Here is a 25,746-nt window from a genome sequence, read left to right on the forward strand (position 1 = left end):
AATTGTAAGTTTTTGCAAGTTAGCATTTAAACTGTGTAAAATGAACAAAGAAATTATTTGATAGAAAGCGGAAAGGGAATGATAGAATGATAGACGTGAGAGAATAACGAACATCTTTTATCAGGTGAATTATTACTGTTGTTCTTCAAATTATTATGGCTGTGATGAATTCCGTTGTACTTTTATGTAATACATAGGATGAACAAGTTTTAAAAAGTACCAAGTAAAAGTATATGTAAAGATGGATACGAAACTGCTATTGAGTTCAAAGACGTAAAATGTAATTTCAAGTAATACAATTTGACAAGTATAATAAATAATATCAATGATTTTCGTAAAAAAGGTGCGAGTGTGGAGTTTATAGAAGGGTATATAATTTTCATAGCTTTTTACACGATGATCGTATATAAGTAGGAGGAAAAAGATGTTGAAGTATAGTAAATTAGCAATTGTAACTGCATTATCAATGACTTTATTAGCCGGTTGTTTCGGGCCGAAACCAGAAGAGGAATTATATGTTGCGTTTGAAAATGCTGCAAAGCAAGAAAAAACAATGTTTGAAGATGCAAAGAAACTTGAAACTTTAGAGAAAGAAGGACAAGAATTATATAACCAGATTGTTCAAGAAGGAAAAGATAATAATCAAACTGTTAAGGAAAAACTGAACCAAGCAGTGAAAAATACAGATGAACGAGAAAAAGTGCTAAAAAAAGAAAAAGAATCTTTAAATAAGGCACAAGAAGAAGTGAAATCAGTAGATAAATATGTGAAGAAAATTGAAGATAAGAAATTGAAAGATCAAGCAGGTAAAGTGAAAAGCACATATGAGAAACGACAAGATTCATTTAACAAGATGTATGATAGCTATAATAAATCGTTAAAACAAGAAAAAGAATTATATACAATGTTACAAGATAAAGGTACAAAATTAAAAGATATTAGTGAAAAGGTAAAAGTAGTAAATCAATCTTATAAGGATATTGAATCAGAAAAAGACAAGTTTAATGAATTTACGAAATCTTATAATACAGAAAAAATAGCTTTTTATAAACAAGCAAATATTAAAATTAAAGAAGAGAAAAAATAAAACAGTTTGGCCTACAATTGGCCAAACTGTTTTATTTTTTTGTATAAGTACGACTATACCATGGAACAGGTTCACTTAATTTTTTTTCTTGTTTCAATGCTTCAGGACCAATATAATCTTGAAGTGTTTTTTTTGCTACTGTTAAAGATAGGGTTGTTTTCGGATTTCGATAGGAGGATTCAAGATGACCAAGATGTGGTAGGATTCGAAAATCTTCTTTGGTAGGAGGAATATGGAAAAAATAATCACCTAAACGTATAAGAACATCAGATTGTTGTTGGCTAAAACGTGGATTTCTAGAAAAATGTAATCCTTCTTTAATAGCTTTTTTTTCAGCAATTAAGCGTTCTAAAGCCGTCTTTTTTAACCAGTATAAATACTTCGGATTAGTTGCAGCTTTAGCATGACGATTCACAACGAAAATAGATTGAGCTAGTCGATTAATAGAATGTTGGTTTTGTAATTGAGATTGTGGTTGTGAAGGTTTCATATTGAATCTCCTTTCAATTTTTCATTATTATAACATAAATAAAAGAGGTTTTTATTATATGCAAAAAGTGATTGTATATATTTTCAATATTAAAGCAATATTGTCACAAAAAACAACTATTTTGTATAATAGTAATAGAATGTGTTTTAGAAATTTGATAATGAAAGAGTGAGAAGTTTGAAAGAAATATTAAAACAGCAATATGCCATTATAGATATTGGATCTAATACAATGCGTTTAGTTATTTATGAAAAGCAAAACGGAGGTTTTTATAAGGAGATTGAAAATACGAAAGTGGTTGCTCGGCTAAGGAATTACTTAATTGATGGTGTGTTGAATGAAGAAGGAATAGAGGTATTGTTACAAACGTTATTTCAATTTCAAGAAAGTACACGATTCCACCAGTTGCATCATGTACTTTGTGTTGCAACAGCAACAATTAGACAGGCTGAGAATCAAGAGGCAATTAAAAAACTGGTTGAAGGACAAACAGACTTTACTCTTAGACTCTTATCAGAATATGAAGAAGCACGTTACGGCTATTTAGCGGTTATGAATTCAACTTCGTTCTCTGAAGGAATTACAGTAGATATTGGTGGAGGAAGTACAGAAGTTACATATTTTCGAAATAGAGAGATTCTAGAGTACCATAGCTTTCCTTTTGGAGCACTTTCTTTAAAGCAACAATTTATTAAAGGGGATATACCTACTGAAGACGAGTTGGAAAAGATTCAAACGTACTTAGAATATCAATTTCGAACATTACCATGGTTAATTGATAAGAAATTGCCTCTTATTGCAATTGGTGGTAGTGCGAGGAACTTAGTGAAAATCCATCAAAATTTAATTTGTTATCCTATAGCAGGGGTACATTTATATAAAATGAAAGAAGAAGATATTAAAAATGTGAAAGAAGAATTGGAAGCATTGTCGTTCATAGAACTTCAAAAATTGGAAGGATTGGCAAAAGATCGAGCAGATACAATTATTCCAGCAGTCGAAGTTTTTCATACGCTTGTTAATGTTATAGAGGCACCAGCATTTGTGTTAAGTAGAAAAGGGTTACGAGAAGGTGTTTTCTATGAAGAGTTGACAAAAGATTTGGGGATTTCATATTATCCGAACGTAGTCGAAGAAAGTTTGTATTTATTATCACATGAATATGAAATGGATATGGAATTTGTAATGCAGCTTATTAAACATGGAAGACTCATTTGTCAACAACTTGAAGAAACAGGGCTGATTTCTATGTCAGTAAAAGACTGGGAAGTATTTCATCAAGCAGCGAAAGTATTTAATATAGGTAAATATATAGACGAAGAAGCGAGCCGCTTACATACGTTTTATTTATTAGCGAATAAAACAATTGATGGGATGATGCATAAAGAGCGAGTTAGATTAGCGCTTATTGCGTCTTATAAATCAAAAATGTTATTCAAACAACATTTGTCCCCATTTGAAGGATGGTTTGATAAAAATGAACAAAAAAAAATCCGCCTATTAGGGGCTGTTTTACAGTTTTCAGCAGCTCTGAATATAAGACAAAGATCACTTGTTGAATCGATATCTATAACAGAAAGTAAAGAAGGATTAACATTTAAAATTGTATGTGAGCAATCGGCATTAGCGGAAAAAGTGCAAGCTGAAAAACAAAAAAAGCAGCTGGAAAGAGTGTTGAAAACGACTATTAATTTATCCTTCGAATCAAAACGTTAAGTTGTACGGATGTCTTTACAAAAAATTAACACCTTGGAATATTGTAATTTGCTAAAATAAAAGTAACTAAATTATAGTAAAAAAGTTTCAGGGGAAGTGTGAAGAGGATGGAAATGTTGATGGGGAATATAGTAAATTTAAATGATACAGCTTATTACAATAATCGAGAATTAAGTTGGTTAGCATTTAATGAACGTGTACTACAAGAAGCGCAGGATGAAACAAATCCGCTCTTGGAAAGATTAAAGTTTATTAGCATTTTCAGTTCCAATTTAGATGAATTCTTTATGGTACGCGTAGCAGGATTGAAGGATCAAGTGAGTGCTGGGTTTAACCAACCAGAAAATAAGGCTGGCTTAACACCAAAAAAGCAATTAAATAAAATTGCGATAAAGGCCCATGAATTAATGACTGTACAATATGATACGTTTAAAAATTATGTGTTGCCAGCGCTGGAGTTAGAGGGGATTGAACGTTTAACATTCCACGATTTGACGAAAGAACAGAGGGAATTTATAGAAGAGTATTTTGATGAGCAGATTTTTCCAGTCTTAACACCTGTAGCTATTGATGCATATCGTCCATTTCCGATGTTATTAAATAAAAGTTTGAATTTAGCTACTCTTTTATATGATGAGAAACAAGTGGAGGAAGAAAACCGCACGAAGTTAGGAATTGTACAAGTTCCTTCATTACTTGAACGTTTCATATTTTTACCGAGTGAGGGGCAAAAGCATAAATTTATTTTATTAGAAGATGTAATTAGTGGTTTTACTCATAAATTATTTACAGGATATAAAGTATCGTCTGTTACTCGTTTCCGTATTACACGCAATGCGGATTTAACGATTCATGAAGAAGGTGCGAGGGATTTATTAAAGGTAATTGAAAAAGAATTAAAAAAGCGTAAGTGGGGAGCTGCTGTACGTTTAGAAGTTGGCAAAGAGCATATTGATGAAAGAGTATTAGCATTATTATATGAGGTGTTGGAAGTAAAAGATGAAGATGTGTATATAATGGATGGACCATTAGATTTAACATGTCTATTTTCTTTATATAAAAAACTAGCTCCTTTATATGAACATCTAGTATATCCGGCTCTTATTCCGCAACGGCCTCAAGACTTGGGGGATGCGGAAGATGTATTCGAAAAAGCAATTGAGCATGATATTTTATTACATCATCCTTTTGAATCATTTCAGCCAGTAGTTGATTTTGTCCGTGATGCGGCAGACGATCCGAATGTACTTGCAATCAAACAAACATTATATCGAGTAAGTGGGGATTCGCCGATTATTCAGGCGCTAAAGGTAGCAGCTGAAAAAGGGAAGCAAGTTACGGTATTAGTTGAATTGAAGGCAAGATTTGATGAAGAAAATAATGTGCATTGGGCTAAAGAATTAGAAAAGGCAGGCTGTCACGTTATTTACGGTGTAAGTCATTTGAAAACACATAGTAAAATTACGCTAGTTGTAAGAAGAAAAAACGGAAAAATCGAAAGGTTCGTACATCTCGGGACTGGAAATTATAATGACGCAACAGCAAAGTTATATACTGATTTTGGGTATATTACATCACGAAAAGACTTTGGGGTCGATGCAACAAATTTCTTTAATTATTTGAGTGGTTATACAACCAAGCCACATTTTCATCATTTATCGGTTGCACCATTTGATATAAGAGAGCAATTTATGGATTTAATAGATGAAGAAATCCGTTATCATAGGCAATATGGAAATGGATATATTATCGCTAAGATGAATTCATTAACAGATAAACCATTAATCAAAAAAATGTATGAAGCATCACAAGCTGGAGTAAAGGTAGAGCTCATCGTTCGAGGAACGTGTTGTTTAAGGCCTGGTATTCCAAATGTAAGTGAAAATATTCGGGTAGTTAGTGTTGTCGGGAGATATTTAGAACATAGCCGAATTTATTATTTCCATCATAATGGAGAAGAGAAAATATACTTATCTTCAGCTGACTGGATGACGCGGAATATGGAGAAGCGAGTAGAAATATCTTTCCCGATATTAGATATTGAAATGAAGGCAAGAATTAAGGCGATTTTACAACTTATATTAGCTGATAATGTGAAAACACGTGAACAGAATAAATCTGGTGAGTACTACTATATTATTAATAGTAGTACAGAAGAAATTGATAGCCAAGTGAAGTTGTTTAAGATGGCGTATCAAAACACGGATGCTGAATAATGAGAACAAAGTAAAAAAACCTCTTTTTTTAAGAGGTTTTTTTACTTTGTTCTCTACTTATTATACATTCTCTAAATAGAAGGATGCGTAGAGAGAATAGTTTTTATTGTAAGCATGTTAATGGATCAGTTAAGAGAGGGAATAACATTGGTAGAATTGTTGGAGTACATTAATAATAGAATGGTTGTTGACAAGGTCCGCCATAACAAGGATAAGGTGTTGGCGGTGGGAAAGGTGGTGGATATGGTGGGTAATATGGTCTAGGACCGAAAGCTAATGCTCCACCGAGCAGTCCACCAGCAATCCCAGCTAGAAATGGAACACCAAAAAACGGAAAGAAGCGTGAGTCGCCTACTGGACCAATAGGTGCTGAACGGACTGGGATTGGTTGATAATATGGATACATGAACAAACCTCCTTTATTGGACTCATTTTTATCATATGGTAAATGAAACGTGGATGAGCGCGTACAAGAAAGGATATGTAAGAAAATAGGCGAATTATTACGAATGTTGGAGCGTAAAAATTGTAATTTCAGGTTTTGCCATAAATCGGAATGGGACGCGTGTTCTGCCAAGACCTCGATTGACATAGAGAGCTAAATCTTGAATCGTATAGAAACCTTCAACATAGTTTTTAGCAAGTGATGGGGTAATAATAGCACCTAAAAAGGGAATTTGTACTTGTCCGCCATGGCTATGACCAGAAAGTTGTAAGTTAACTGGATATTTAGCGATTTGTGGTGCAATATCTGGCTCGTGAACAAGAACAATGTTATAAGTGTTTTGCCTCGCGTGCTGTAGTGTTTTCTCTATTTTGGGTTTGCCTAGTAGTATATCATCAAGACCGAAAATTGAAATTTCACTATTATCCAGTAGACGAATTCTCTTTTCGCTATTTAGTAGTAGTTCAAATCCAGATTCACGCATGATGTGCTCGTAGTATTCCGTTCCATATCCGCCGTGATCATGGTTACCATAAATAGAAAATTTACCGAAGGGTGCTTGTATATTTTTTAAAATAGATGGAACGAAAGGAGTGTCAGTATATGTTTGATAATTATCAATGAGATCACCAGTGAAAAGAACAATGTCAGGTTTTACAGCATTAATTTTAGAAACGATTTGAGATAAATGTTGGAGAGAGAAATAGTATCCGAGATGTAAATCGCTAAATTGAAGAATCTTCATACCATGAAAACTTTTGGGTATGAGTTGTGATTTAAGTGTATGCTCTGTAAAAGAGAGTAAATGAGGCTCAATATATTTAGCGTAATAGTATCCGATGCTAGTGGTTATAAATGAATATAGACAAGTGCGCATTCCAGCTTTAAAAAAATCTCTTCTTGTAATTTTCTTCATAAAAATATGAGTATACCTATTTAACTTATATCACATGTTTTTGTTACATTTATAGGTTACTCAAATCTCCTTTCAGTTTATTTAAAATATATTTTAAATAATAAAAAAGTAGTATAGATTACGAAAAAAACGAATAAAAAGAAACCTCTTTACGTTAAAATATCAGAAAAGTTTAAAAATATAAAGATTTCTATTAAATAAAATGATAAAATGAATGTGTATTCATTTTTGGGAGGGGATGTATGTGAAAGAAAAGGTAGTTATTATAACAGGTGGATCGAGCGGAATGGGAAAAGGAATGGCGACCCGTTTTGCAAAAGAAGGGGCACGAGTTGTTATTACAGGACGCACAAAGGAAAAACTAGAGGAAACAAAGTTGGAAATTGAACAATTTCCGGGGCAAGTATTACCCGTACAAATGGATGTAAGAAATACTGATGACATTCAGAAAATGATTGAAGAGATTGATGAGAAGTTTGGTCGAATTGATGTTTTAATAAACAATGCAGCTGGAAACTTTATTTGTCCAGCAGAAGATTTATCCGTGAATGGCTGGAATTCAGTCATTAATATTGTATTAAACGGTACATTTTACTGCAGCCATGCTGTCGGAAAATATTGGATTGAAAAAGGTATAAAAGGGAATATCATTAACATGGTAGCAACATATGCATGGGATGCAGGTCCGGGAGTTATTCATTCGGCTGCTGCGAAGGCTGGAGTATTAGCAATGACGAAGACACTCGCTGTTGAGTGGGGCCGTAAATATGGAATACGAGTTAACGCTATCGCGCCAGGACCAATTGAACGTACGGGCGGTGCTGATAAATTATGGATTTCAGAAGAAATGGCTAAGCGTACGATACAAAGTGTTCCGCTTGGAAGACTGGGCACGCCAGAAGAAATTGCAGGTCTAGCTTATTATTTATGTTCAGATGAAGCTGCGTACATAAATGGAACTTGCATGACAATGGATGGAGGACAACATTTACATCAATATCCATTTTAAAAGGGATAAGAAAATGAATGTTTGATTCATATTCTCACGGTTAAATGTGACGGAATTGTGACATATGAAAGAAAAGTGTTTACAAGAGGTCATATATACGTTATATTTAAGACCTCTTTTTTCTTCATAGTAGAATTGCTAATTCCCCTTAGCATTTTACCCCTCTAATCCCTTCAGGAAAACTGAAGGGATTTTTTATTATTTTTCCGTAAATATCATGTTATAATTTTTGAAAAGTAAAGGGAGGGAAGCACATTGATAGATGCATTAGATGTAATGAGTAACTTGGATAAAGTCCTTCCTTATTATCAAGCTATTTTTAGTGCTGATGAGCATACTGTAATTGGATATGAAGTAGTAGGACGTATTCAAACAGAAGAGGGCATACAAAGTTTAGCTTCTTTCTTTCATGATGATTCTATTCCGAGTGAGTTTCAACTGGAAGCGGATAACATTATAGTAGAAAAAGCTTTAAATCGTTATTTAGAAAGTGATCAAAAACTATTATTATTTATACATCGGAATGCTAACGTATTAATGAACGATGATGATGAAAGTTTACTTCAACTTTTATTGATGTATGAAGAGCAAGGTTTAAATTTGAAACACATTGTTTTAGAAATTACAGAACATGAATGTAAAGAAGATATAGAGCAATTTAATCATTTGCTTATGTATTATCGTACATATGGTATTCAAATTTCGATTAATAAAGTCGGAACGGGTACAAGTAATTTAGAACGTATTAGCGTGTTAGCACCGGATATTTTAAAAGTAGATTTAACAAACTTAAGGCAAACTGCACTTTTACAATCTTATCAAGATATTTTATATTCTTTATCATTACTTGCTAGAAGAATTGGTGCAACATTGTTATATGAAGAAATAGATGCTTTTTATCAACTACAATATGCTTGGAAAAACGGTGGTAGATATTATCAAGGGAATTATTTGAAAGAGTGCTTACCTGATTTTATTGAAACGAATGTTTTGAAAGAACGACTTGGTAATGAGTGTCATCAATTTATTCAACATGAGAAGAAGAAATTACAAAAAATTTATAATTTAACAGAAATGTTACGTGATCGAATTGGTGATGTTCTAGCCAAACAGAAAAAGAATGAAGATATAAATGATTGGTTATTACAATTTAGCCAAAGTGTATCACAGTGTAGTTTCCGCATATTTATTTGTAACGAAGATGGTTTCCAACAATCAGGAAACGTTATGAAAAAAGATGGGGAATGGATTGTGATGCCTGAGTATTATATGAAGAACTGGAGTTGGCGTCCGTATTTTCTAGAAAATATTATGAAAATGCGTTTTGAGAATAAGGCAAGACTTTCAGATTTATATGCTGATATTGAAACCGGTGAGATGGTACGAACATTTTCCTTCCCAATTGATGATGAAAACTTTTTATTTATAGATTTATCGTATGAATATTTATATGAAGAAGATGTTTTATTTTAATGCACGAAGAGATTCGTGCATTTTTTGTTTGTTTTTATCATAAATTGGTAATAGTGAAAATGGTGATGAAAATGCTGTCTATCGTTGTAAAGATTTTACGAACGAAACCACCCCTGTCTTTGCATAATCATTGTTACAATGAATACTACAAAGACAAGTTTTCTTAAAAGGAAGGTGAAAAAATGAGGAAATATGGAATATGGTTAGTTCTATTTGTATGCGTTGCCTTTCTAGTTGGTTATAGTGTCACAACTGTTTTAGGAAAAGAGGAAGTGAAAGTCGATCGGGAAGAAGTGTTTACAACGATACAAAAGGGCTATGAAACCCAATTTTCAATTCGTGGGAAGCATTTGCCGATGAATAAGATGATAGAAACGTTATCACCATATTTTACAGAGAATTTCCTTCAAGTATTTACAGATGAAAATAGTAGAAGTGATAAACAAAGTGGTGAATATTTACTTCCAGCAAAAGAAGCGCCGTTTTCTTTTCATTCAGAAACGAAAATGTCATATGATGAAGAGCATAAAATTTTATATGTATATGAGCGGGCGAAAAGTGGACAATATCAAATTGTAACATTGCAAAGAGATCAAGGGAAATGGAAATTGGCCGGATATCATGAAAGCCAAGAACTTTTAACTGAAATAAAACGATTACAACAATTATAAAGTGAAACTGTAATTGGTGGGGGATGTTCATCTCTCACTGATTAATAGCTCGCACCAATCGGGCTATTATTGCCCACAAATAGTGGGATAAAAATAAGAATAGGTCTTTACCTATTCTTATTCAATATTGAGTAGCTGTTGTAATTTTTCAATTTGAAAACCAGCAACAACTTCTCCATCAATTACAACTGTTGGAGTTGAATACGAATCATAGTCGTATAAAAGACGATTGCGTGCAGCAGCGTCTTTTTTTACGTCAAATTCTTCATATACAACGTTATTATGCTTTAAAAATTCTTTCACAATGACACATGGCGGACAATCAGGTTGTGTGTAAACCTCAATTTTTCTCATTGTAATTCCTCCTTTTTTCTGTTTTTTATTATATTCTTCCAGTATAAAAATCGCAATAAAGAAGGGAAAAGATGTTCTTTCTGTTTTTTCCTTCGCATTTCGACAAATTTTTAGTTGAGTTTCTGGCCAATAACCTTTATCCTAGACTGTGGAACATTTTTTCTGTTATGACGGATAGAATGAGTATAGCTGTAAAACCTATTGGTAGGAAGATCAGAGAAAGGAGAGATTTCATGTCTCTACTCCAAGGAATTTTAACTCGACTTGTTAGTCTACAAGAACAAGCTGAAAGCGGTGAAGTAGCACAACGCTATTTTGAAGTGAACGGTGAGCGCAAATGTAGCGTGAAATTTTTCGATAAAAGTGAAATGTATGAGTTAGAAGTGTATCAACAAGGTGAAAAACCTCAAGTGTATCAATTCGATAATATCGATATGGTTGCAATTGAGATTTACGATATCATTTCTTGATACATATAAAAAAGGTGTTGCCATATGGCAACACCTTTTTTAGTTCTATTACTTTTTAGCATATATGTATAGGGAGTTTTCATTTTTCCTACAATGGTAATAAAGTGAAATTGTAATCAGTGGGGCTTCTTCGTCCTATACTGAATATTAGTCATCACCAATTGCTTGTTTACAGATAGCAAAAGCGAGATAAAAATAACGAGGAGGTGTGTTGTATGGAACGTTTACCAGTTGTGATTTGTCCTAAATGTCACAATTCTGCTGAGATTATTCATGTATTAACAGCTCAATCGAATCAAAATGTAATTTATACGTGCCAAGTTTGCCATTATGTAATTCGAAATATTGAAACGAATAAAGGATAGGAAGTTATAATTTTTATTTTTGTCCCATACAATGAGAATACGAAAAGTCTGTCTAATTGAAAGGACGTGACTATGTGGCCGGTGAACATACATTTTATAATGTTTCAGAGAGACATTTAAATTTTGATATGGTCTTTAGCCGTATTTGTAGTTTCATTGAAAAGGATCCACGAAATTTATATCGCTTATCCATTGGGACAGACTCACAAGCACATCAAAAGGATACGAGGTTTATTACGGCAATTCATATTCATCGCGTTGGAAAAGGTGCCTGGGGGTGTTTACACCATAAATCAGTGAAAGATAAGCCAGCAACTTTACGTGAGAAAATATATTTAGAAACGCAGTTTAGCCAAGAGATCGCATGCCTATTTACTCCAAATCATATACAAACAATATGGGATTTATTGCATCCATATGCTCAAGAGGGAGCTGGATTTATAATGGAAATTCACTTGGATATCGGAAATGATGGTTTAACAAAAGAATTTATTCTAGATATGACAGCGAAAATTCAAGCGATGGGATTAACTGCAAAAATTAAGCCAGATGCTTATGCGGCGTTTAGTTATGCAAATCGATATACGAAATAAAAAACAATTTTTATATATCCTTTGCTAAAAACTGAATATTACATCTATTAAATAGGTTGGAAATTATATATAATAAGAGTAACGATGCGAGTATAAGGAGAGGGGTATATGAAAAGGGAATTTGTTTTAACAGAAGAAGAAGAGAGTTTGTTACTAGATATTCTATTTCAGCAAAATTATGCGAGTGAAATTTTAGCTGTGGAAATTACAGATATTGAGAATGGTTTAAAACAGACAGATGTGACACAATATAAAAAAATCACAAGGTTATTTTACAGATTAAAAAATAAGGGGTATTAAGCGCTACCGGGATGGTAGTCTTTTTTTTGTGTTGTATGCTAAAATAGCTGTGTAATTTTGTTTTTATTGAAATAAAGTAAGGACAAAATAATAATATGAAAACGCTGTCATAAAATATGAATAGATTCGGTGATTAAAAGTAGGAAAATGGGGGATGTAATATGATTAGTATTCCGAAAGACGAGTTTCAACAAATTTTTGTGAAAGATTTAATGATTTCATCAGAAAAAGTAGCACATGTCCAAATGGGGAATGGTTTAGAGCATGCTTTACTCGTTCTTGTGAAGTCTGGATATTCGGCGATACCTGTTTTGGACCCGATGTATAAATTGCATGGGTTAATTAGTACTGCTATGATTTTAGATGGTATGTTAGGGTTAGAACGTATTGAGTTTGAAAGACTTGACGAAATGAAAGTAGAACAGGTGATGAAGGAAGACATTCCGGTTCTTAAGTTAGAAGATTCGTTTGCAAAAGCTTTAGAAATGACAATTGATCATCCTTTTATTTGCGCTGTCAATGAAGATGGGTATTTTGAGGGGATTTTAACACGTCGGGCTATTTTAAAATTGTTGAATAAAAAAGTAAGGCAACATAATCGATAATGTGAGAAAAGTGACTTCATAGAAGCGGAGAAGTCACTTTTTTTTCGTGCATATCAGTTGTGTATGTATTATATTTAAAAAGATAAAAAATATAAGAGTATATAGTTAAATTAAGGATGAAAAGCTTATTGAGATAAGGTGTATGGAAGCTAAGGAAAGAGGGAGAAAGTTGCAAATTGATGATTTTCAAATGATGGTTGTGTTAGCTCAGGAATCAAATATGAGAAAAGCGGCGGAACGTTTATTTGTTTCACAACCTGCGCTTAGTCAACGATTACAATCTATGGAGAAACAATGGGGAATGAAGTTTTTTATTCGCTCACAAAAAGGATTGACAATTACACCTGAAGGGGAAAAAGTCGCAAATTATGCAAAAGAAATGCTGCAAAAGGAAGAGGATATTAAAAGTGAGCTAGCTGTTTTTAGAACAGAAACTCATGGAACGTTAAAAATAGCTGTTGCATCAGTTATTGGTCAATATTGGCTTCCTCCTGTTTTGAAGAAGTTTGTACATAAATACCCTTCTGTGAAAATATCGCTGTTTACTGGCTGGAGTAGTGAAGTACAAAAGCAATTTTATGAAGGGGACGTTCATGTTGCTATATTGAGAGGAACACAAGAATATAAAGGTCAGAAGCAACAATTATTTGAAGATGAACTTTATTTAGTGGATAAAGAAATAAAAGATATTACGATGTTAAAAGAAACAAATAGACCATTTATTCAATTTAAAAGTGATTCGACTTATTATGGACAAATACAAAATTGGTGGTATGGTTTATTTTCTAATCCACCTAAGAGAACAATTGTGGTTGATCAAATTGAGACTTGCAAACAACTCGTTTTAAATGGTATAGGTTATGCTCTTTTACCTTCTACTGTTTTAAAAGAAGTACAGGAAAATATGTATAAAACACCTGTTCAATTAACGAGAGAAACATGGTTATTGACGAGTGAATCGGCCAGACAATTGAAGCAAGTAAGGGCATTTTTAGAAATTATAGAAGAAATTCAAATGGAAAAATAGGATTATTATCTTGCTACTCGCTCTATCGTTTGGTAGAGTAACATTATAAATGGATTTAGGAGGCAACAAGAATGAAAATGATGGACGCTAACGAAATTATTTCGTTTATTCAAAAAAGTGAAAAGAAAACTCCTGTAAAGGTATACATAAAAGGGGATTTAAAAGAAGTAACATTCCCTGAAACGGTACAAGCATTTGTAAATAAAAAGTCTGGTGTATTATTTGGAGAATGGTCTGAAATTAAGACAATTCTTGATGAAAATAGCAAGCACATCGTTGATTACGTTGTTGAAAATGACCGTCGTAATTCTGCAATTCCAATGCTTGATTTAAAAGGTATTAAAGCTCGTATTGAGCCAGGCGCGATTATTCGTGATCACGTTGAAATCGGCGACAACGCTGTTATTATGATGAATGCAACAATTAATATCGGTGCTGTAATTGGTGAAGGTACTATGATTGACATGAACGCGGTACTTGGTGGACGTGCAACTGTTGGTAAGAACTGTCACGTAGGTGCAGGTGCAGTACTTGCAGGTGTTATTGAGCCGCCTTCAGCAAAACCAGTTATCGTTGAAGATGATGTTGTAATTGGTGCAAACGTAGTTGTGTTAGAGGGAGTTACAGTAGGTAAGGGTGCAGTTGTAGCAGCAGGAGCTGTTGTAACAGAAGATGTACCTCCATATACAGTTGTTGCCGGTACTCCAGCACGTGTAATTAAAGAGATTGATGAGAAGACAAAAGCAAAAACTGAAATTAAACAAGAGCTTCGTCAATTAAACCCAGAGAAATAAACACAAAAAAAGCGTAAGAGCATAACAGGCTCTTGCGCTTTTTATAGATAGAGGTGCAAAAATGGCAGTAAGCAAATTCGTTCAAATTCGTAGAGACTTACACAAAATACCGGAAATTGGATTTAAAGAGTGGAAAACACAACAGTATATTTTAAATTACATAGGAACGCTTTCGAATGAATATGTGGAAGTGAAAGTATGGAAAACGGGTGTCATTGTTAAAGTAAACGGAAAAAATCCAGAAAAAATTATCGGTTATCGCGCAGATATAGACGGTTTACCAATTACCGAAGAAACTGGATATGAGTTTGCTTCTATTCATGAAGGAATGATGCATGCATGTGGACACGATTTGCATACAACAATCGGTTTAGGCCTTCTAACAGCAGCTGTAACAGAAAGAATAGATGATGACCTTGTGTTTCTATTCCAACCAGCTGAAGAAGGGCCAGGAGGGGCTCTTCCTATGTTAGAGAGTGAAGAGTTAAAAGAATGGAAGCCGAATATAATTCTTGGTCTTCATATTGCACCTGAATACGCTGTAGGAACAATTGCCACAAAAGAGGGGCTATTATTTGCAAATACATCAGAGTTATATGTTGATTTGAAAGGGAAAGGTGGACATGCAGCCTACCCGCATACTGCAAATGATATGATTGTAGCGGCAAGTCACCTTGTTACACAACTTCAATCCGTTATTAGTCGTAATGTGAATCCTCTTGATAGTGCAGTGATTACAATCGGAAAAATAACAGGTGGTACAGTTCAAAATATCATAGCAGAAAAGTCTCGGTTAGAAGGAACGATTCGAACTTTATCAGTGGAATCAATGAGGCGTGTTAAAAGTAGGATTGAGGCAATTGTTGCAGGTATAGAAGCTTCCTTCCAATGTGAAGCTGTTATTGACTATGGAGCGATGTATCATCAAGTATATAACCATGAAGTATTAACGAGAGAGTTTATGCAGTTTGTAAGTGAACAAACTGATATGAATGTAATTACATGTACTGAGGCAATGACAGGGGAAGATTTTGGTTATATGCTTCAAGAGATTCCTGGATTTATGTTTTGGCTTGGGGTAAATTCAGAATATGGTTTACACCATGCAAAATTAAAACCAGATGAAGAGGTTATTGAGAAAGCTATCGCATTTTTAGATCAATATGTAAAGTGGAAAGGAACTAGAAAGTAAACTCGCTCGCCAACTTTGAAAAAACTTACATTGGGTACTTGTTAGTTCCAAGACAAAAACATCTTTCATATTTGTTTTGGATACACATGGGCATACAAATGGATAAAGTAATGAGCAGCGGTTTTGAGCCGCTGCTCATTATTCATTATCGCTTATTGAGAAGATGATTAGTTAACTAGCTTATATATGTTTACATTTCGTGTAGAAAGTGTGTAAAATCAAGGTGAAACATAGAAAAAAGGGTGGGGAATTACGTGCAAATTAGCAGTGCAATGTTGTGTTTCGTCTTATATGCGTATGTTATTATTGCGGCGGTGTATTTTGGGATAAGTTTTTATGCCTACCGTTTAGTAGATAATCACGAATATGACGAAACATATAAATGGGTGAAAAGATATTTATCACCTGTATTAGAAATTATGAATGGGTTTGTGCTCTTTTTATTTATTGGATTAATTGCTTTCTCGACGAGTTTAGTAGGGAATAAAACGACATTATTTGTACTAGGTATCATTATTTTTATGTTGTTAGGGATACGGATTGGTAACACAGTGTTTTGGAATGAAAGAAAAGTAGATGGTTGGACTGGAATGTTAATCCCGTGTATGTTAGCGGCTATCGTGACAAACATAGAGCATGAGTATTATCAATTACATTTTTGGCTTATTATCGTTTTAACAATTCTTTCAGTTTTGTACATAAGTACGGTAGTACTCACATACATTGCACATGAAAAAGGTGATGTTAAAGGAACACGCTTCTTTAGAGGGCGAGCATTATTTTGGAGTGTGCCAACAATGGCTGTTATAGGAATTATTGCGATATTAGTAAATGGATATCAATTTACTAATTGGCAACTGTTTTTAGAAAATTGGTGGATTTTCATTATTTCGTTTATCGCTTTTTTAGGTGCAACACATTATTTATTCCATCAACATCATTATATATTGGCATTGCTATTCGCATTTACACAACTATTATTTGCTTTCTTCGGACAAGAAACGTTATTATTCGTTTTTGAAACATTTAGTTCATTTGGAAATATATTTGTATTTGGTATGTTAATTTTCAGTATCGCATTTTATTTACAACAGTATTTTTATATGCAAAAACAAAAATAAGAATGATATACAGGTTTTTGTAGCAAATCTAAAGTATGTTACAATAAAAATACATAGTATTCGATGTTATTGGAGGAATTCCTGTGGGTGAAAAAGAGAAAGAATTTGCTGTCATTGGGCTTGGACGTTTTGGTGGAAGTATTTGCCGAGAACTCGCTCAATTAGGTATGGAAGTAATGGCAATTGATTCAGATGAGGATAAAATTAATGAGTTTGCAAATATAGCTTCACATGCTGTAATTGCAGATTCAACAGATGAGATGGTATTAAAAAGTCTTGGTATTCGTAATTTTGATCATGTAGTCGTTGCTATTGGAGACAATTTAAATTCAAGTATTTTAACAACATTAATTTTAAAAGAGTTAGGTGTAAAAAATATTACTGTAAAAGCTCAAAATGATTACCATGAAAAAGTGTTAAGTAAAATAGGGGCAGATCACATTGTGCACCCCGAGCGTGATATGGGAAAAAGGATTGCTAATAATATTGCATCAAGTAATGTATTAGACTATCTTGAGCTTTCAGATGAGCATAGTATTGTAGAGATTATTGCAAATAAAAAAATTGATGGTCATTCTTTAATCGAATTAGATATTCGTGCGAAGTTTGGATTGAATATTGTAGCGATTAAACGTGGTAAAGAAGTTATTGTATCTCCTCGAGCTACGGAAAATATTCAAGCGGGAGATATATTAATTGTAATTGGTCATGACGATGAAGTAGATCGTTTTAAACACTTTTTAAGATAAGAGAAAAGGACAATACCATGAAGGTATTGTCCTTTTTCTTATATTTCCATAATGATTGGTAAAATCATTGGGCGACGTTTCGTTTTCTCATATAGGAATGGTGCTAATGTGTCTGTAATTTCATTTTTAATTTCAGACCATTGTGTTGTTTTGCGCTCCATTACTTTTTCTAAATGAGTTGTAATTAATGTTTGAGCATCATTAATTAAATCACTACTTTCGCGCATATACACGAAACCACGTGAGATAATATCAGGTCCTGCTGCAACTTTAAACTCTTTCATATCAATGCTTACAACTACAATAACAAGTCCTTCTTCAGAAAGAATACGACGATCGCGTAACACGATATTACCGATATCTCCAATACCATTTCCGTCAATATAGACAGATCCAGATGGTATTTTACCAGCTACGCTTGCTTCATCAGAACGAAGAGCAAGAACATCTCCATTATCCATGATGAAACAGTTTTCTTCTGGAATACCACAATCGTTTGCTAACTTCATATGCATACGTTGCATGCGGTATTCACCATGAATTGGCATGAAATACTTCGGTTTAATTAGACGAAGCATTAGTTTTTGTTCTTCTTGTCCACCGTGTCCACTCGTATGAATGTTTGACAGTTTTCCGTGGATTACATCAGCACCAGCACGATACAACATGTTAATTGTACGGCTTACACTAATTGTATTACCAGGGATTGGTGAAGAAGAGAAAACAACTGTGTCGCCAGGAATAATTTGAATTTGACGATGGGTACCATTAGCAATACGTGAAAGTGCTGCCATTGGCTCACCTTGACTACCTGTACATAAAATAACAACTTTATTAGCCGGTAGGCGGTTTAGTTGAGCTGTATCTATGAATGTATCCTTCGGACAGCGAATATAACCAAGGTTTTGTCCGATTTCAATCGCCGCTTCCATACTGCGACCGAACACAGCCACTTTACGATTGTTTTCAACAGCCGCTTCAACAACTTGTTGTAGACGATGGATATTTGATGCAAAGGTTGCAAAGATAATACGACCTTCTACTTTGCGGAAAATATCTTGAATACTATCACCAACACGGCGCTCAGACATTGTAAAGTTTGGAACTTCACTGTTTGTACTGTCAGATAAGAGACAAAGTACGCCGTCTTTTCCGATTTCAGCCATTTTTGTTAAGTCCGCTGGTTCACCGACTGGTGTGAAATCAAATTTGAAATCGCCAGTATGAACAACTTGTCCTTGAGGTGTTTTCACAACAACTCCGTATGAATCTGGGATACTGTGAGTTGTACGGAAGAAGGAAACAGATGTCTTTTTAAATTTAATAACATCATCTTCTTGAATTTCATAAAGTTTTGCTTTACGAAGTAATCCGTGCTCTTCTAATTTGTTTTTGATTAGTGCAATTGCTAATTTTCCGCCATAAATCGGGATGTTTACTTGACGTAATAAGTAAGGAATTCCACCGATATGATCTTCGTGACCATGTGTAATGAATAATCCTTTAATTTTATCTTCGTTTCGCACAAAATAAGTGTAATCTGGTATTACATAATCGATTCCGAGGAGTTCGTCTTCTGGAAATTTAATTCCAGCATCAATAATAATAATTTCATCTTGAAATTGAACAGCATATGTATTTTTACCGATTTCACCAAGTCCACCTAAAGCAAAAACGGCAGCTTGATCATTCTTTAGAAATTTCATATGACTATACGATTTCCGCTAATATTAAATCAGCGTTTTCTTTTTCATATTCAAGATGAGCACCAGTAACAGACTGAACGAACTCGATATTATATGCGAACTTATTTAATTTCTTACGAACATCTTTTTCAGACGTAGCCTCTAAATATAAAACTTTTGTATTTTCACGTACTGGAACCTCAGTCAATTTTACTTGATAAAATACTTTAAAAATCATTTGGAAAACCTCTCCTTGTCTATGTTTTGCATTATCTGTTACTTATTATAAAGCAAACAGTCACGATTTTCATGTTTTTTCGAATGAGAATGAAGAAAAAGCCCGAAATGGGCACAATTTAAGCGATTGTCTTTTTACGGACTAGATCTTTTAAATAACGCTTGAGCTTTTTCTTCAGCTTCTTCAGCATGATTACTCCTTCCTTTCCTTATTTAAAACATGCATATTACTAGTGAAAACTCCGTCTCTGATATAAGAAAGAAGACAAAAGTGAATGTTGAATCTTGTCCTTTCTCATACAGGGAAAGTTATTCTATAGTAACGATTAGTAGCCGTTAGTTATAGGTATAGTATGAGAAAGAATAGAAAAGAAAATTCATACGAACAAGTATCCACATTTTTTACTAATATATATATGCAGGTTTCATAAATAAGGTCAGAAAGTGAACGCTTTCTTCACAGATGTTTAATATGTTATACTTTTTTTTAGAATTTGAAAAGCGATAATCAAAATAGGAATATAGAGTAACAGAAAGGATTTTGACAAATGAATGATAAAATTGTCTTTTTTGATATTGATGGAACATTATTAGATCATGATAAGAAGATTCCGCAATCTACACGAGATGCAGTAAGACATTTACAAGAGAAAGGTGTGCATGTAGCAATTGCGACAGGACGTGCGCCATTTATGTTTGAAGATATTCGTGAGGAACTCAATATACATAATTATGTTAGCTTTAATGGACAGTACGTTGTATTTGAAGATGAGGTAATATTTAATAACCCGTTACATCCAGCTGCCTTACATAAGTTTACTCAGTTTGCAAAACAAGAAGGATATCCACTTGTATATCTTGATCATCAAGAAATGAGAGCATCAGTGGAATATCATGATTATGTGAAAGAAGGTTTTGGAAGCTTAAATTTTGAGCATCCGGCATATGAACCTGATTTCTATGAGAAACGTAATATTTATCAAACACTTCTTTTCTGTGAAGTGAATGAAGAAGAAAAGTTTATTAATCATTACCCAGACTTTCATTTTATTCGCTGGCATGCATATTCCATGGATATTATTCCAAATGGCGGTTCTAAGGCAAAAGGGATTGAGAAATTCATTGGAAAATTAGGATTTAACCGTGAACAAGTGTATGCATTTGGAGATGGTTTAAATGATTTAGAAATGATTGAAGCAGTTGGGACGGGTATTGTGATGGGGAATGGTCATGAAGACTTGAAAAAACTTGCAAATCATGTGACAAAGGATGTTAGTGAAGACGGCATATATCATGGCTTAAAATGGGCTGGATTGCTATAAGTGAATATGGAACCCATTTCATATAAAAAAAGGCGGAAGATTAACTCCCGCCTTTTTTATTATCGCTCTAAAGGTTTTGAATCGTCAGGAGCAGCAAATGGATTTTCTTTATTAATGTGATCATAGAACATAACACCATTTAAATGGTCAATTTCATGCTGAAATACGATTGCTGGTAAACCTTTTAAACGCAATTTTACTTCTTCGCCGTTGATAGATGTTGCTTTCACTGTAATTCTTGTGTAACGAGGGACATAACCAGGTACTTCACGGTCTACTGATAGACAGCCTTCACCACTTTGTAAATATGTACGCTCAATAGAATGACTAATGATTTTTGGATTGAATAATGCATGACTATATAATGTACCGTCTGTATCTGTTACATGAACCGCAATCATTTTCTTTGAAATACCGATTTGCGGAGCCGCTAATCCGATTCCAGGGCGTAAATTATATTTTTCAGCCATTTCAGGATCTTGGCTATTTATTACAAATTCAATCATTTCTTTAAGTGTATTTGTATCTTCTTCGCTCGCTGGTATTACTACCTCTTCTGCAACATTTCGCAAAATAGGATCTCCTTCGCGAATTACATCTTTCATTGTAAGCATATGTAATCTCTCCTTTCCCTTTTAGTCTACCAAAGGAGCCGAAAAAAGTCATCGACAAGTAGGGAGAAGCGCTTTGGAAAGAGTTCTATTGTATGTAATAAAAAGAAACAGACGGCAAAGCCGTCTGTTTCTTTCCATAGTTGTTTCATTTTACATTAGCGAATGCAAGCAGCACCAACGATAATTAAAAGAATAAACAACACAACGATTAAGGCGAAGCCGCGTCCAGACCCGCCACAAGAACCGCCATAACCGTAGGAAGGATATGAACAAGTTGGATAGCAATATGAGTATCCGTACATGAGATGACCTCCTTTATCATTTCCCGCTAATACTGCGGTTACTATAATGTATGGAGGGAAGAGTAGAAATGTATGGGTAATTACCTATAAAAGGAAGAAGAGTTTGTATATTTTTGCTAAGAAGGGAGAAAAACTAAAGAGAATTAAATCGTTTACATATTATTCTAAGAGAAAAAACAAGTTAAAAAGGGAATAATATAACAGCGGGTTAATGCTTACTAATACAGATGTGAAAAATAAAAACACGTTTGTGTAGAAGAAGCCTGCAGATTATTTATAAAAAAACGTATTCAAAGTAATTGACATCGTAATTAGAATAGTTGTAAACTAAAAAACGTGATCAAGATTGTATTAATATGTTTCTGAAAAAACATTAGTACAGATTGTTAGGTACACAAAATTATTCTCAACCGACAAATAAATTTGTTGGTTTACATTGTTGCGTTTTCAGTCTAGCCAATAGATAGTGAAAGCGTTTCAGAATATGGTTCAAGAGAGGAAGAGGTGAACGGAATGGGTACTAAAACAAAAAAGACCCTATTTAATGTTGATGAGCAAATGAAAGCTATCGCAGCTCAATTTGAAACATTACAAATTTTAAATGAAAAAGGCGAAGTTGTGAATGAAGCAGCTATGCCTGAATTATCTGATGATCAATTAAAAGAATTAATGCGTCGTATGGTGTATACTCGCGTATTAGATCAACGTTCTATTTCTTTAAACCGTCAAGGACGTTTAGGTTTCTACGCACCAACAGCTGGACAAGAGGCTTCTCAATTAGCAAGTCATTTCGCACTTGAAGCAGAGGATTTCATCTTACCAGGATATCGTGATGTGCCACAATTAGTATGGCACGGTTTACCATTATACCAAGCATTCTTATTCTCTCGTGGACATTTCATGGGTAACCAAATGCCTGAGAACGTAAATGCACTTGCTCCACAAATCATCATCGGTGCGCAAATCATCCAAACTGCTGGTGTTGCGTTAGGTATGAAACTACGTGGTAAAAAATCTGTTGCAATTACTTACACTGGTGACGGTGGTGCTTCACAAGGTGACTTCTACGAAGGTATGAACTTTGCGGGTGCATTCAAAGCTCCAGCAATCTTCGTTGTTCAAAACAACCGTTATGCAATCTCTACTCCAGTAGAAAAGCAATCTGCAGCTAAAACTGTAGCTCAAAAAGCAGTAGCAGCAGGTATTTACGGAATTCAAGTAGACGGTATGGATCCATTAGCTGTATACGCAGCAACTGCTTTCGCTCGTGAGCGTGCAGTAAACGGAGAAGGCCCTACTTTAATCGAGACTTTAACATTCCGTTACGGTCCACATACAATGGCTGGTGATGACCCAACTCGTTACCGTACAAAAGATATCGAGAACGAATGGGAACAAAAAGATCCAATCGTACGCTTCCGTGCATTCTTAGAAAACAAAGGCCTATGGTCTCAAGAAGTTGAAGAGAAAGTAATCGAAGAAGCAAAAGAAGATATCAAACAAGCAATTGCTAAGGCTGACCAAGCTCCAAAACAAAAAGTTACTGATTTAATGGAAATCATGTACGAAAAAATGCCTTACAACTTAGCTGAACAATATGAAATTTACAAAGAAAAGGAGTCGAAGTAAGCCATGGCTCAAATGACAATGATTCAAGCAATCACTGATGCTTTACGCGTTGAAATGAAAAATGACCCTAACGTACTTGTGTTTGGTGAAGACGTTGGTGTAAACGGCGGTGTATTCCGTGCTACTGAAGGTTTACAAGCTGAATTCGGTGAAGATCGTGTAATGGATACTCCACTTGCAGAGTCTGGTATTGGTGGACTTGCAGTTGGACTTGCATTAGAAGGCTTCCGTCCAGTTCCAGAAATCCAATTCTTCGGTTTCATTTATGAAGTAATGGATTCAGTTTCTGGTCAATTAGCTCGTATGCGTTACCGTTCTGGTGGACGTTGGACTGCTCCAGTAACAATTCGTTCTCCATTCGGTGGCGGTGTTCATACTCCTGAACTACATGCTGATAGCTTAGAAGGATTAGTGGCTCAACAACCTGGTCTAAAAGTTGTTATTCCATCTACTCCATACGATGCAAAAGGTCTTTTAATCTCTGCGATTCGTGACAACGATCCAGTTATCTACTTAGAGCATATGAAATTGTACCGTTCATTCCGTCAAGATGTACCAGAAGGCGATTACACAATTGATTTAGGTAAAGCTGATATCAAACGTGAAGGTACAGATGTATCTGTTATCGCTTACGGTGCTATGGTTCATGCTGCATTAAAAGCTGCTGAAGAACTTGAAAAAGAAGGTATCTCTTTAGAGGTAGTTGACTTACGTACAGTTCAACCATTAGATATCGAAACAATCATCGCTTCTGTTGAAAAAACAGGCCGCGTAGTTGTAGTTCAAGAAGCACAAAAACAAGCTGGTATTGCAGCTAACGTTGTAGCGGAAATTAACGACCGTGCAATCTTAAACTTAGAAGCTCCAGTTGTACGTGTTGCAGCTGCTGATACAGTATTCCCATTCTCTCAAGCTGAGAGCGTATGGTTACCAAACCATAAAGATATTGTTGAAGCTGTTAACAAAGTAATGAACTTCTAATTTTTAGCTTTTCATGTGCAAAAGAAATCAGCACATGCTGGTTTCTTTTGTACATATTCCATAATAATGAAATGAATCAGGGGGCTGAATTCCGTGGCATTTGAATTTAAACTACCAGATATCGGTGAAGGTATCCACGAAGGTGAAATCGTAAAATGGTTTATTAAACCAGGCGATGAAGTAAACGAAGATGATGTACTTCTTGAAGTACAAAATGATAAAGCAGTAGTAGAAATCCCTTCTCCTGTTAAAGGTAAAGTACTTGAAGTACTTGTAGAAGAAGGAACAGTTGCAATTGTAGGAGATACATTAATTAAATTTGATGCTCCTGGATACGAAAACCTTAAATTTAAAGGTGACGATCATGATGCAGCTCCAAAAGCTGAAGAAGCAGCAGTAGAAGCTCCAGCAGCGGAAGCTACTCCAGCAGCAACTGCAGAAGTAGTAAATGAGCGCGTAATCGCTATGCCATCTGTTCGTAAATATGCTCGTGAGAACGGCGTAGACATTCATAAAGTAGCTGGTTCTGGTAAGAACGGCCGTATCGTAAAAGCTGACATCGATGCATTTGCAAATGGTGGACAAGCAGTAGCAGCAACTGAGGCTCCAGCAGCAGTAGAAGCTACTCCAGCAGCAGCGAAAGAAGAAGCACCAAAGGCACAACCAATCCCAGCTGGTGAATATCCAGAAACTCGTGAGAAAATGAGTGGTATCCGTAAAGCGATTGCGAAAGCAATGGTTAACTCTAAGCATACAGCTCCTCACGTAACATTAATGGATGAAGTAGATGTAACAGAACTTGTTGCTCACCGTAAGAAGTTCAAAGCTGTTGCAGCTGACAAAGGTATTAAATTAACTTACCTTCCATACGTTGTTAAAGCTTTAACATCTGCATTACGTGAATACCCAATGTTAAACACTTCTTTAGATGATGCTTCTCAAGAAGTAGTTCATAAACATTACTTCAACATCGGTATCGCAGCTGATACAGACAAAGGTCTATTAGTACCAGTTGTTAAAGATACAGATCGCAAGTCTATCTTCACTATTTCTAACGAGATCAATGATCTTGCTGGTAAAGCACGTGATGGTCGTTTAGCTCCGGCTGAAATGAAAGGTGCTTCTTGCACAATCACAAACATTGGTTCTGCAGGTGGACAATGGTTCACTCCAGTTATCAATCACCCAGAAGTAGCAATCCTTGGTATCGGCCGTATCGCTGAGAAGCCAGTTGTGAAAAACGGTGAAATCGTTGCAGCTCCAGTATTAGCATTATCTCTAAGCTTTGACCATCGTTTAATTGACGGCGCAACTGCTCAAAAAGCATTAAACCAAATTAAACGTCTATTGAATGACCCACAATTATTAGTAATGGAGGCGTAA

General features: G+C 34.7%; 28 protein-coding genes. 20 read left to right on the forward strand and 8 right to left on the reverse strand.

Translation table 11 applies throughout. The annotated features are described in order from the left end of the window. Window positions 1-424: 424 nt before the first annotated feature. Window positions 425-1,087: a YkyA family protein gene (locus QCI46_RS07365; RefSeq protein ID WP_088608085.1), complete on the forward strand. Its 663-nt coding sequence runs from the start codon at window positions 425-427 to the stop codon at window positions 1,085-1,087. A gap of 31 nt (window positions 1,088-1,118) precedes the next feature. On the opposite strand, the gene QCI46_RS07370 is transcribed toward QCI46_RS07365, so the two are convergent. Next, window positions 1,119-1,577 carry a YkyB family protein gene (locus QCI46_RS07370; protein ID WP_000804864.1) on the reverse strand — a complete coding sequence of 153 codons (459 nt, stop codon included), beginning with the start codon at window positions 1,575-1,577 and terminating at the stop codon, window positions 1,119-1,121. A 168-nt stretch (window positions 1,578-1,745) separates the two neighbouring features. Between QCI46_RS07370 and ppx the strand changes: the two genes are divergently transcribed. Further along, window positions 1,746-3,293, forward strand: a complete 1,548-nt coding sequence (gene ppx, locus QCI46_RS07375; protein ID WP_327958783.1) for an exopolyphosphatase — start codon at window positions 1,746-1,748, stop codon at window positions 3,291-3,293. A 107-nt stretch (window positions 3,294-3,400) separates the two neighbouring features. After that, complete coding sequence (locus tag QCI46_RS07380; protein WP_353839871.1) at window positions 3,401-5,509, forward strand: polyphosphate kinase; 2,109 nt, start codon at window positions 3,401-3,403, stop codon at window positions 5,507-5,509. Window positions 5,510-5,678: 169 nt separating this feature from the next. Here the strand turns inward: QCI46_RS07380 and QCI46_RS07385 are convergent, their stop codons facing one another. Both QCI46_RS07385 and QCI46_RS07390 read right to left on the reverse strand, forming a co-directional pair. Beyond that, complete coding sequence (locus tag QCI46_RS07385; RefSeq protein ID WP_000283744.1) at window positions 5,679-5,915, reverse strand: hypothetical protein; 237 nt, start codon at window positions 5,913-5,915, stop codon at window positions 5,679-5,681. Between the two features lie 97 nt (window positions 5,916-6,012). After that, entirely contained in the window at window positions 6,013-6,870 is an 858-nt protein-coding gene (locus tag QCI46_RS07390; protein WP_048546146.1) for a metallophosphoesterase, read from the reverse strand. A 244-nt stretch (window positions 6,871-7,114) separates the two neighbouring features. Here QCI46_RS07390 and fadH point away from each other — a divergent pair, with 244 nt between their 5' ends. From fadH to QCI46_RS07405, 3 genes are all read left to right on the forward strand, one after another. Next, a complete protein-coding gene (fadH, locus tag QCI46_RS07395) occupies window positions 7,115-7,879 on the forward strand; it encodes a 2,4-dienoyl-CoA reductase (protein WP_000660912.1) in 765 nt (254 codons plus the stop codon). Window positions 7,880-8,134: 255 nt separating this feature from the next. Then, a complete protein-coding gene (locus tag QCI46_RS07400) occupies window positions 8,135-9,352 on the forward strand; it encodes an EAL domain-containing protein (RefSeq protein ID WP_000564300.1) in 1,218 nt (405 codons plus the stop codon). A gap of 182 nt (window positions 9,353-9,534) precedes the next feature. Further along, a complete protein-coding gene (locus tag QCI46_RS07405) occupies window positions 9,535-10,023 on the forward strand; it encodes a DUF3993 domain-containing protein (RefSeq protein ID WP_001233813.1) in 489 nt (162 codons plus the stop codon). Window positions 10,024-10,140: 117 nt separating this feature from the next. Here QCI46_RS07405 and QCI46_RS07410 read toward each other — a convergent pair whose 3' ends face one another. Then, the gene (locus tag QCI46_RS07410) at window positions 10,141-10,377 is read right to left on the reverse strand and encodes a glutaredoxin family protein (protein WP_001225788.1); all 237 of its coding nucleotides are present in this window, start codon (window positions 10,375-10,377) and stop codon (window positions 10,141-10,143) included. Between the two features lie 233 nt (window positions 10,378-10,610). Between QCI46_RS07410 and QCI46_RS07415 the strand changes: the two genes are divergently transcribed. From QCI46_RS07415 to QCI46_RS07460, 10 genes are all read left to right on the forward strand, one after another. After that, complete coding sequence (locus QCI46_RS07415) at window positions 10,611-10,847, forward strand: YkuJ family protein (RefSeq protein ID WP_000055151.1); 237 nt, start codon at window positions 10,611-10,613, stop codon at window positions 10,845-10,847. 215 nt (window positions 10,848-11,062) lie between these two features. Beyond that, a complete protein-coding gene (locus QCI46_RS07420) occupies window positions 11,063-11,212 on the forward strand; it encodes a hypothetical protein (RefSeq protein WP_000440533.1) in 150 nt (49 codons plus the stop codon). Between the two features lie 74 nt (window positions 11,213-11,286). Further along, entirely contained in the window at window positions 11,287-11,805 is a 519-nt protein-coding gene (locus tag QCI46_RS07425) for a ribonuclease H-like YkuK family protein (protein WP_000896655.1), read from the forward strand. A 108-nt stretch (window positions 11,806-11,913) separates the two neighbouring features. Next, a complete protein-coding gene (abbA, locus tag QCI46_RS07430; protein WP_048546142.1) occupies window positions 11,914-12,105 on the forward strand; it encodes an antirepressor AbbA in 192 nt (63 codons plus the stop codon). A 161-nt stretch (window positions 12,106-12,266) separates the two neighbouring features. Next, window positions 12,267-12,710 (forward strand): cyclic-di-AMP-binding protein CbpB, encoded by a 444-nt coding sequence (cbpB, locus tag QCI46_RS07435; RefSeq protein ID WP_000623572.1) that lies wholly within the window; start codon window positions 12,267-12,269, stop codon window positions 12,708-12,710. A 142-nt stretch (window positions 12,711-12,852) separates the two neighbouring features. Further along, the gene (locus QCI46_RS07440; RefSeq protein ID WP_002008407.1) at window positions 12,853-13,737 is read left to right on the forward strand and encodes a transcriptional regulator CcpC; all 885 of its coding nucleotides are present in this window, start codon (window positions 12,853-12,855) and stop codon (window positions 13,735-13,737) included. A gap of 71 nt (window positions 13,738-13,808) precedes the next feature. Further along, on the forward strand, window positions 13,809-14,531 hold the full coding sequence (gene dapD / locus QCI46_RS07445) for a 2,3,4,5-tetrahydropyridine-2,6-dicarboxylate N-acetyltransferase (RefSeq protein ID WP_000783245.1): 723 nt from the start codon (window positions 13,809-13,811) through the stop codon (window positions 14,529-14,531). Between the two features lie 61 nt (window positions 14,532-14,592). After that, window positions 14,593-15,723, forward strand: a complete 1,131-nt coding sequence (locus tag QCI46_RS07450) for an N-acetyldiaminopimelate deacetylase (RefSeq protein ID WP_353839872.1) — start codon at window positions 14,593-14,595, stop codon at window positions 15,721-15,723. 254 nt (window positions 15,724-15,977) lie between these two features. Further along, window positions 15,978-16,844, forward strand: coding sequence for a hypothetical protein (locus QCI46_RS07455; RefSeq protein ID WP_046956446.1), 867 nt, complete (start codon window positions 15,978-15,980; stop codon window positions 16,842-16,844). Window positions 16,845-16,927: 83 nt separating this feature from the next. Continuing rightward, window positions 16,928-17,593: a potassium channel family protein gene (locus QCI46_RS07460; protein WP_000504032.1), complete on the forward strand. Its 666-nt coding sequence runs from the start codon at window positions 16,928-16,930 to the stop codon at window positions 17,591-17,593. Between the two features lie 38 nt (window positions 17,594-17,631). Here the strand turns inward: QCI46_RS07460 and rnjA are convergent, their stop codons facing one another. Both rnjA and QCI46_RS07470 read right to left on the reverse strand, forming a co-directional pair. Continuing rightward, the gene (rnjA, locus tag QCI46_RS07465) at window positions 17,632-19,299 is read right to left on the reverse strand and encodes a ribonuclease J1 (protein ID WP_000670370.1); all 1,668 of its coding nucleotides are present in this window, start codon (window positions 19,297-19,299) and stop codon (window positions 17,632-17,634) included. A 4-nt stretch (window positions 19,300-19,303) separates the two neighbouring features. Continuing rightward, a complete protein-coding gene (locus QCI46_RS07470; RefSeq protein ID WP_048546139.1) occupies window positions 19,304-19,516 on the reverse strand; it encodes a DNA-dependent RNA polymerase subunit epsilon in 213 nt (70 codons plus the stop codon). Between the two features lie 547 nt (window positions 19,517-20,063). Between QCI46_RS07470 and QCI46_RS07475 the strand changes: the two genes are divergently transcribed. Next, a complete protein-coding gene (locus tag QCI46_RS07475) occupies window positions 20,064-20,837 on the forward strand; it encodes a Cof-type HAD-IIB family hydrolase (RefSeq protein WP_172552736.1) in 774 nt (257 codons plus the stop codon). A gap of 59 nt (window positions 20,838-20,896) precedes the next feature. Here QCI46_RS07475 and def read toward each other — a convergent pair whose 3' ends face one another. Both def and QCI46_RS07485 read right to left on the reverse strand, forming a co-directional pair. Next, window positions 20,897-21,451, reverse strand: a complete 555-nt coding sequence (gene def, locus QCI46_RS07480) for a peptide deformylase (protein ID WP_353839873.1) — start codon at window positions 21,449-21,451, stop codon at window positions 20,897-20,899. Between the two features lie 155 nt (window positions 21,452-21,606). Further along, the gene (locus QCI46_RS07485; protein ID WP_000274562.1) at window positions 21,607-21,753 is read right to left on the reverse strand and encodes a YjcZ family sporulation protein; all 147 of its coding nucleotides are present in this window, start codon (window positions 21,751-21,753) and stop codon (window positions 21,607-21,609) included. 513 nt (window positions 21,754-22,266) lie between these two features. On the opposite strand from QCI46_RS07485, the gene pdhA reads away from it, so the two are divergent. The 3 genes from pdhA (at window position 22,267) to pdhC (ending at window position 25,746) form a co-directional block, all read left to right on the forward strand. After that, a complete protein-coding gene (gene pdhA / locus QCI46_RS07490; RefSeq protein WP_000536893.1) occupies window positions 22,267-23,382 on the forward strand; it encodes a pyruvate dehydrogenase E1 component subunit alpha in 1,116 nt (371 codons plus the stop codon). A 3-nt stretch (window positions 23,383-23,385) separates the two neighbouring features. Further along, entirely contained in the window at window positions 23,386-24,363 is a 978-nt protein-coding gene (gene pdhB / locus QCI46_RS07495) for a pyruvate dehydrogenase complex E1 component subunit beta (RefSeq protein WP_000068162.1), read from the forward strand. A 93-nt stretch (window positions 24,364-24,456) separates the two neighbouring features. Further along, the gene (pdhC, locus tag QCI46_RS07500; RefSeq protein ID WP_000863412.1) at window positions 24,457-25,746 is read left to right on the forward strand and encodes a pyruvate dehydrogenase complex dihydrolipoyllysine-residue acetyltransferase; all 1,290 of its coding nucleotides are present in this window, start codon (window positions 24,457-24,459) and stop codon (window positions 25,744-25,746) included.

This window comes from Bacillus cereus group sp. RP32 (assembly GCF_040459735.1).
Lineage (GTDB): Bacteria > Bacillota > Bacilli > Bacillales > Bacillaceae_G > Bacillus_A > Bacillus_A wiedmannii.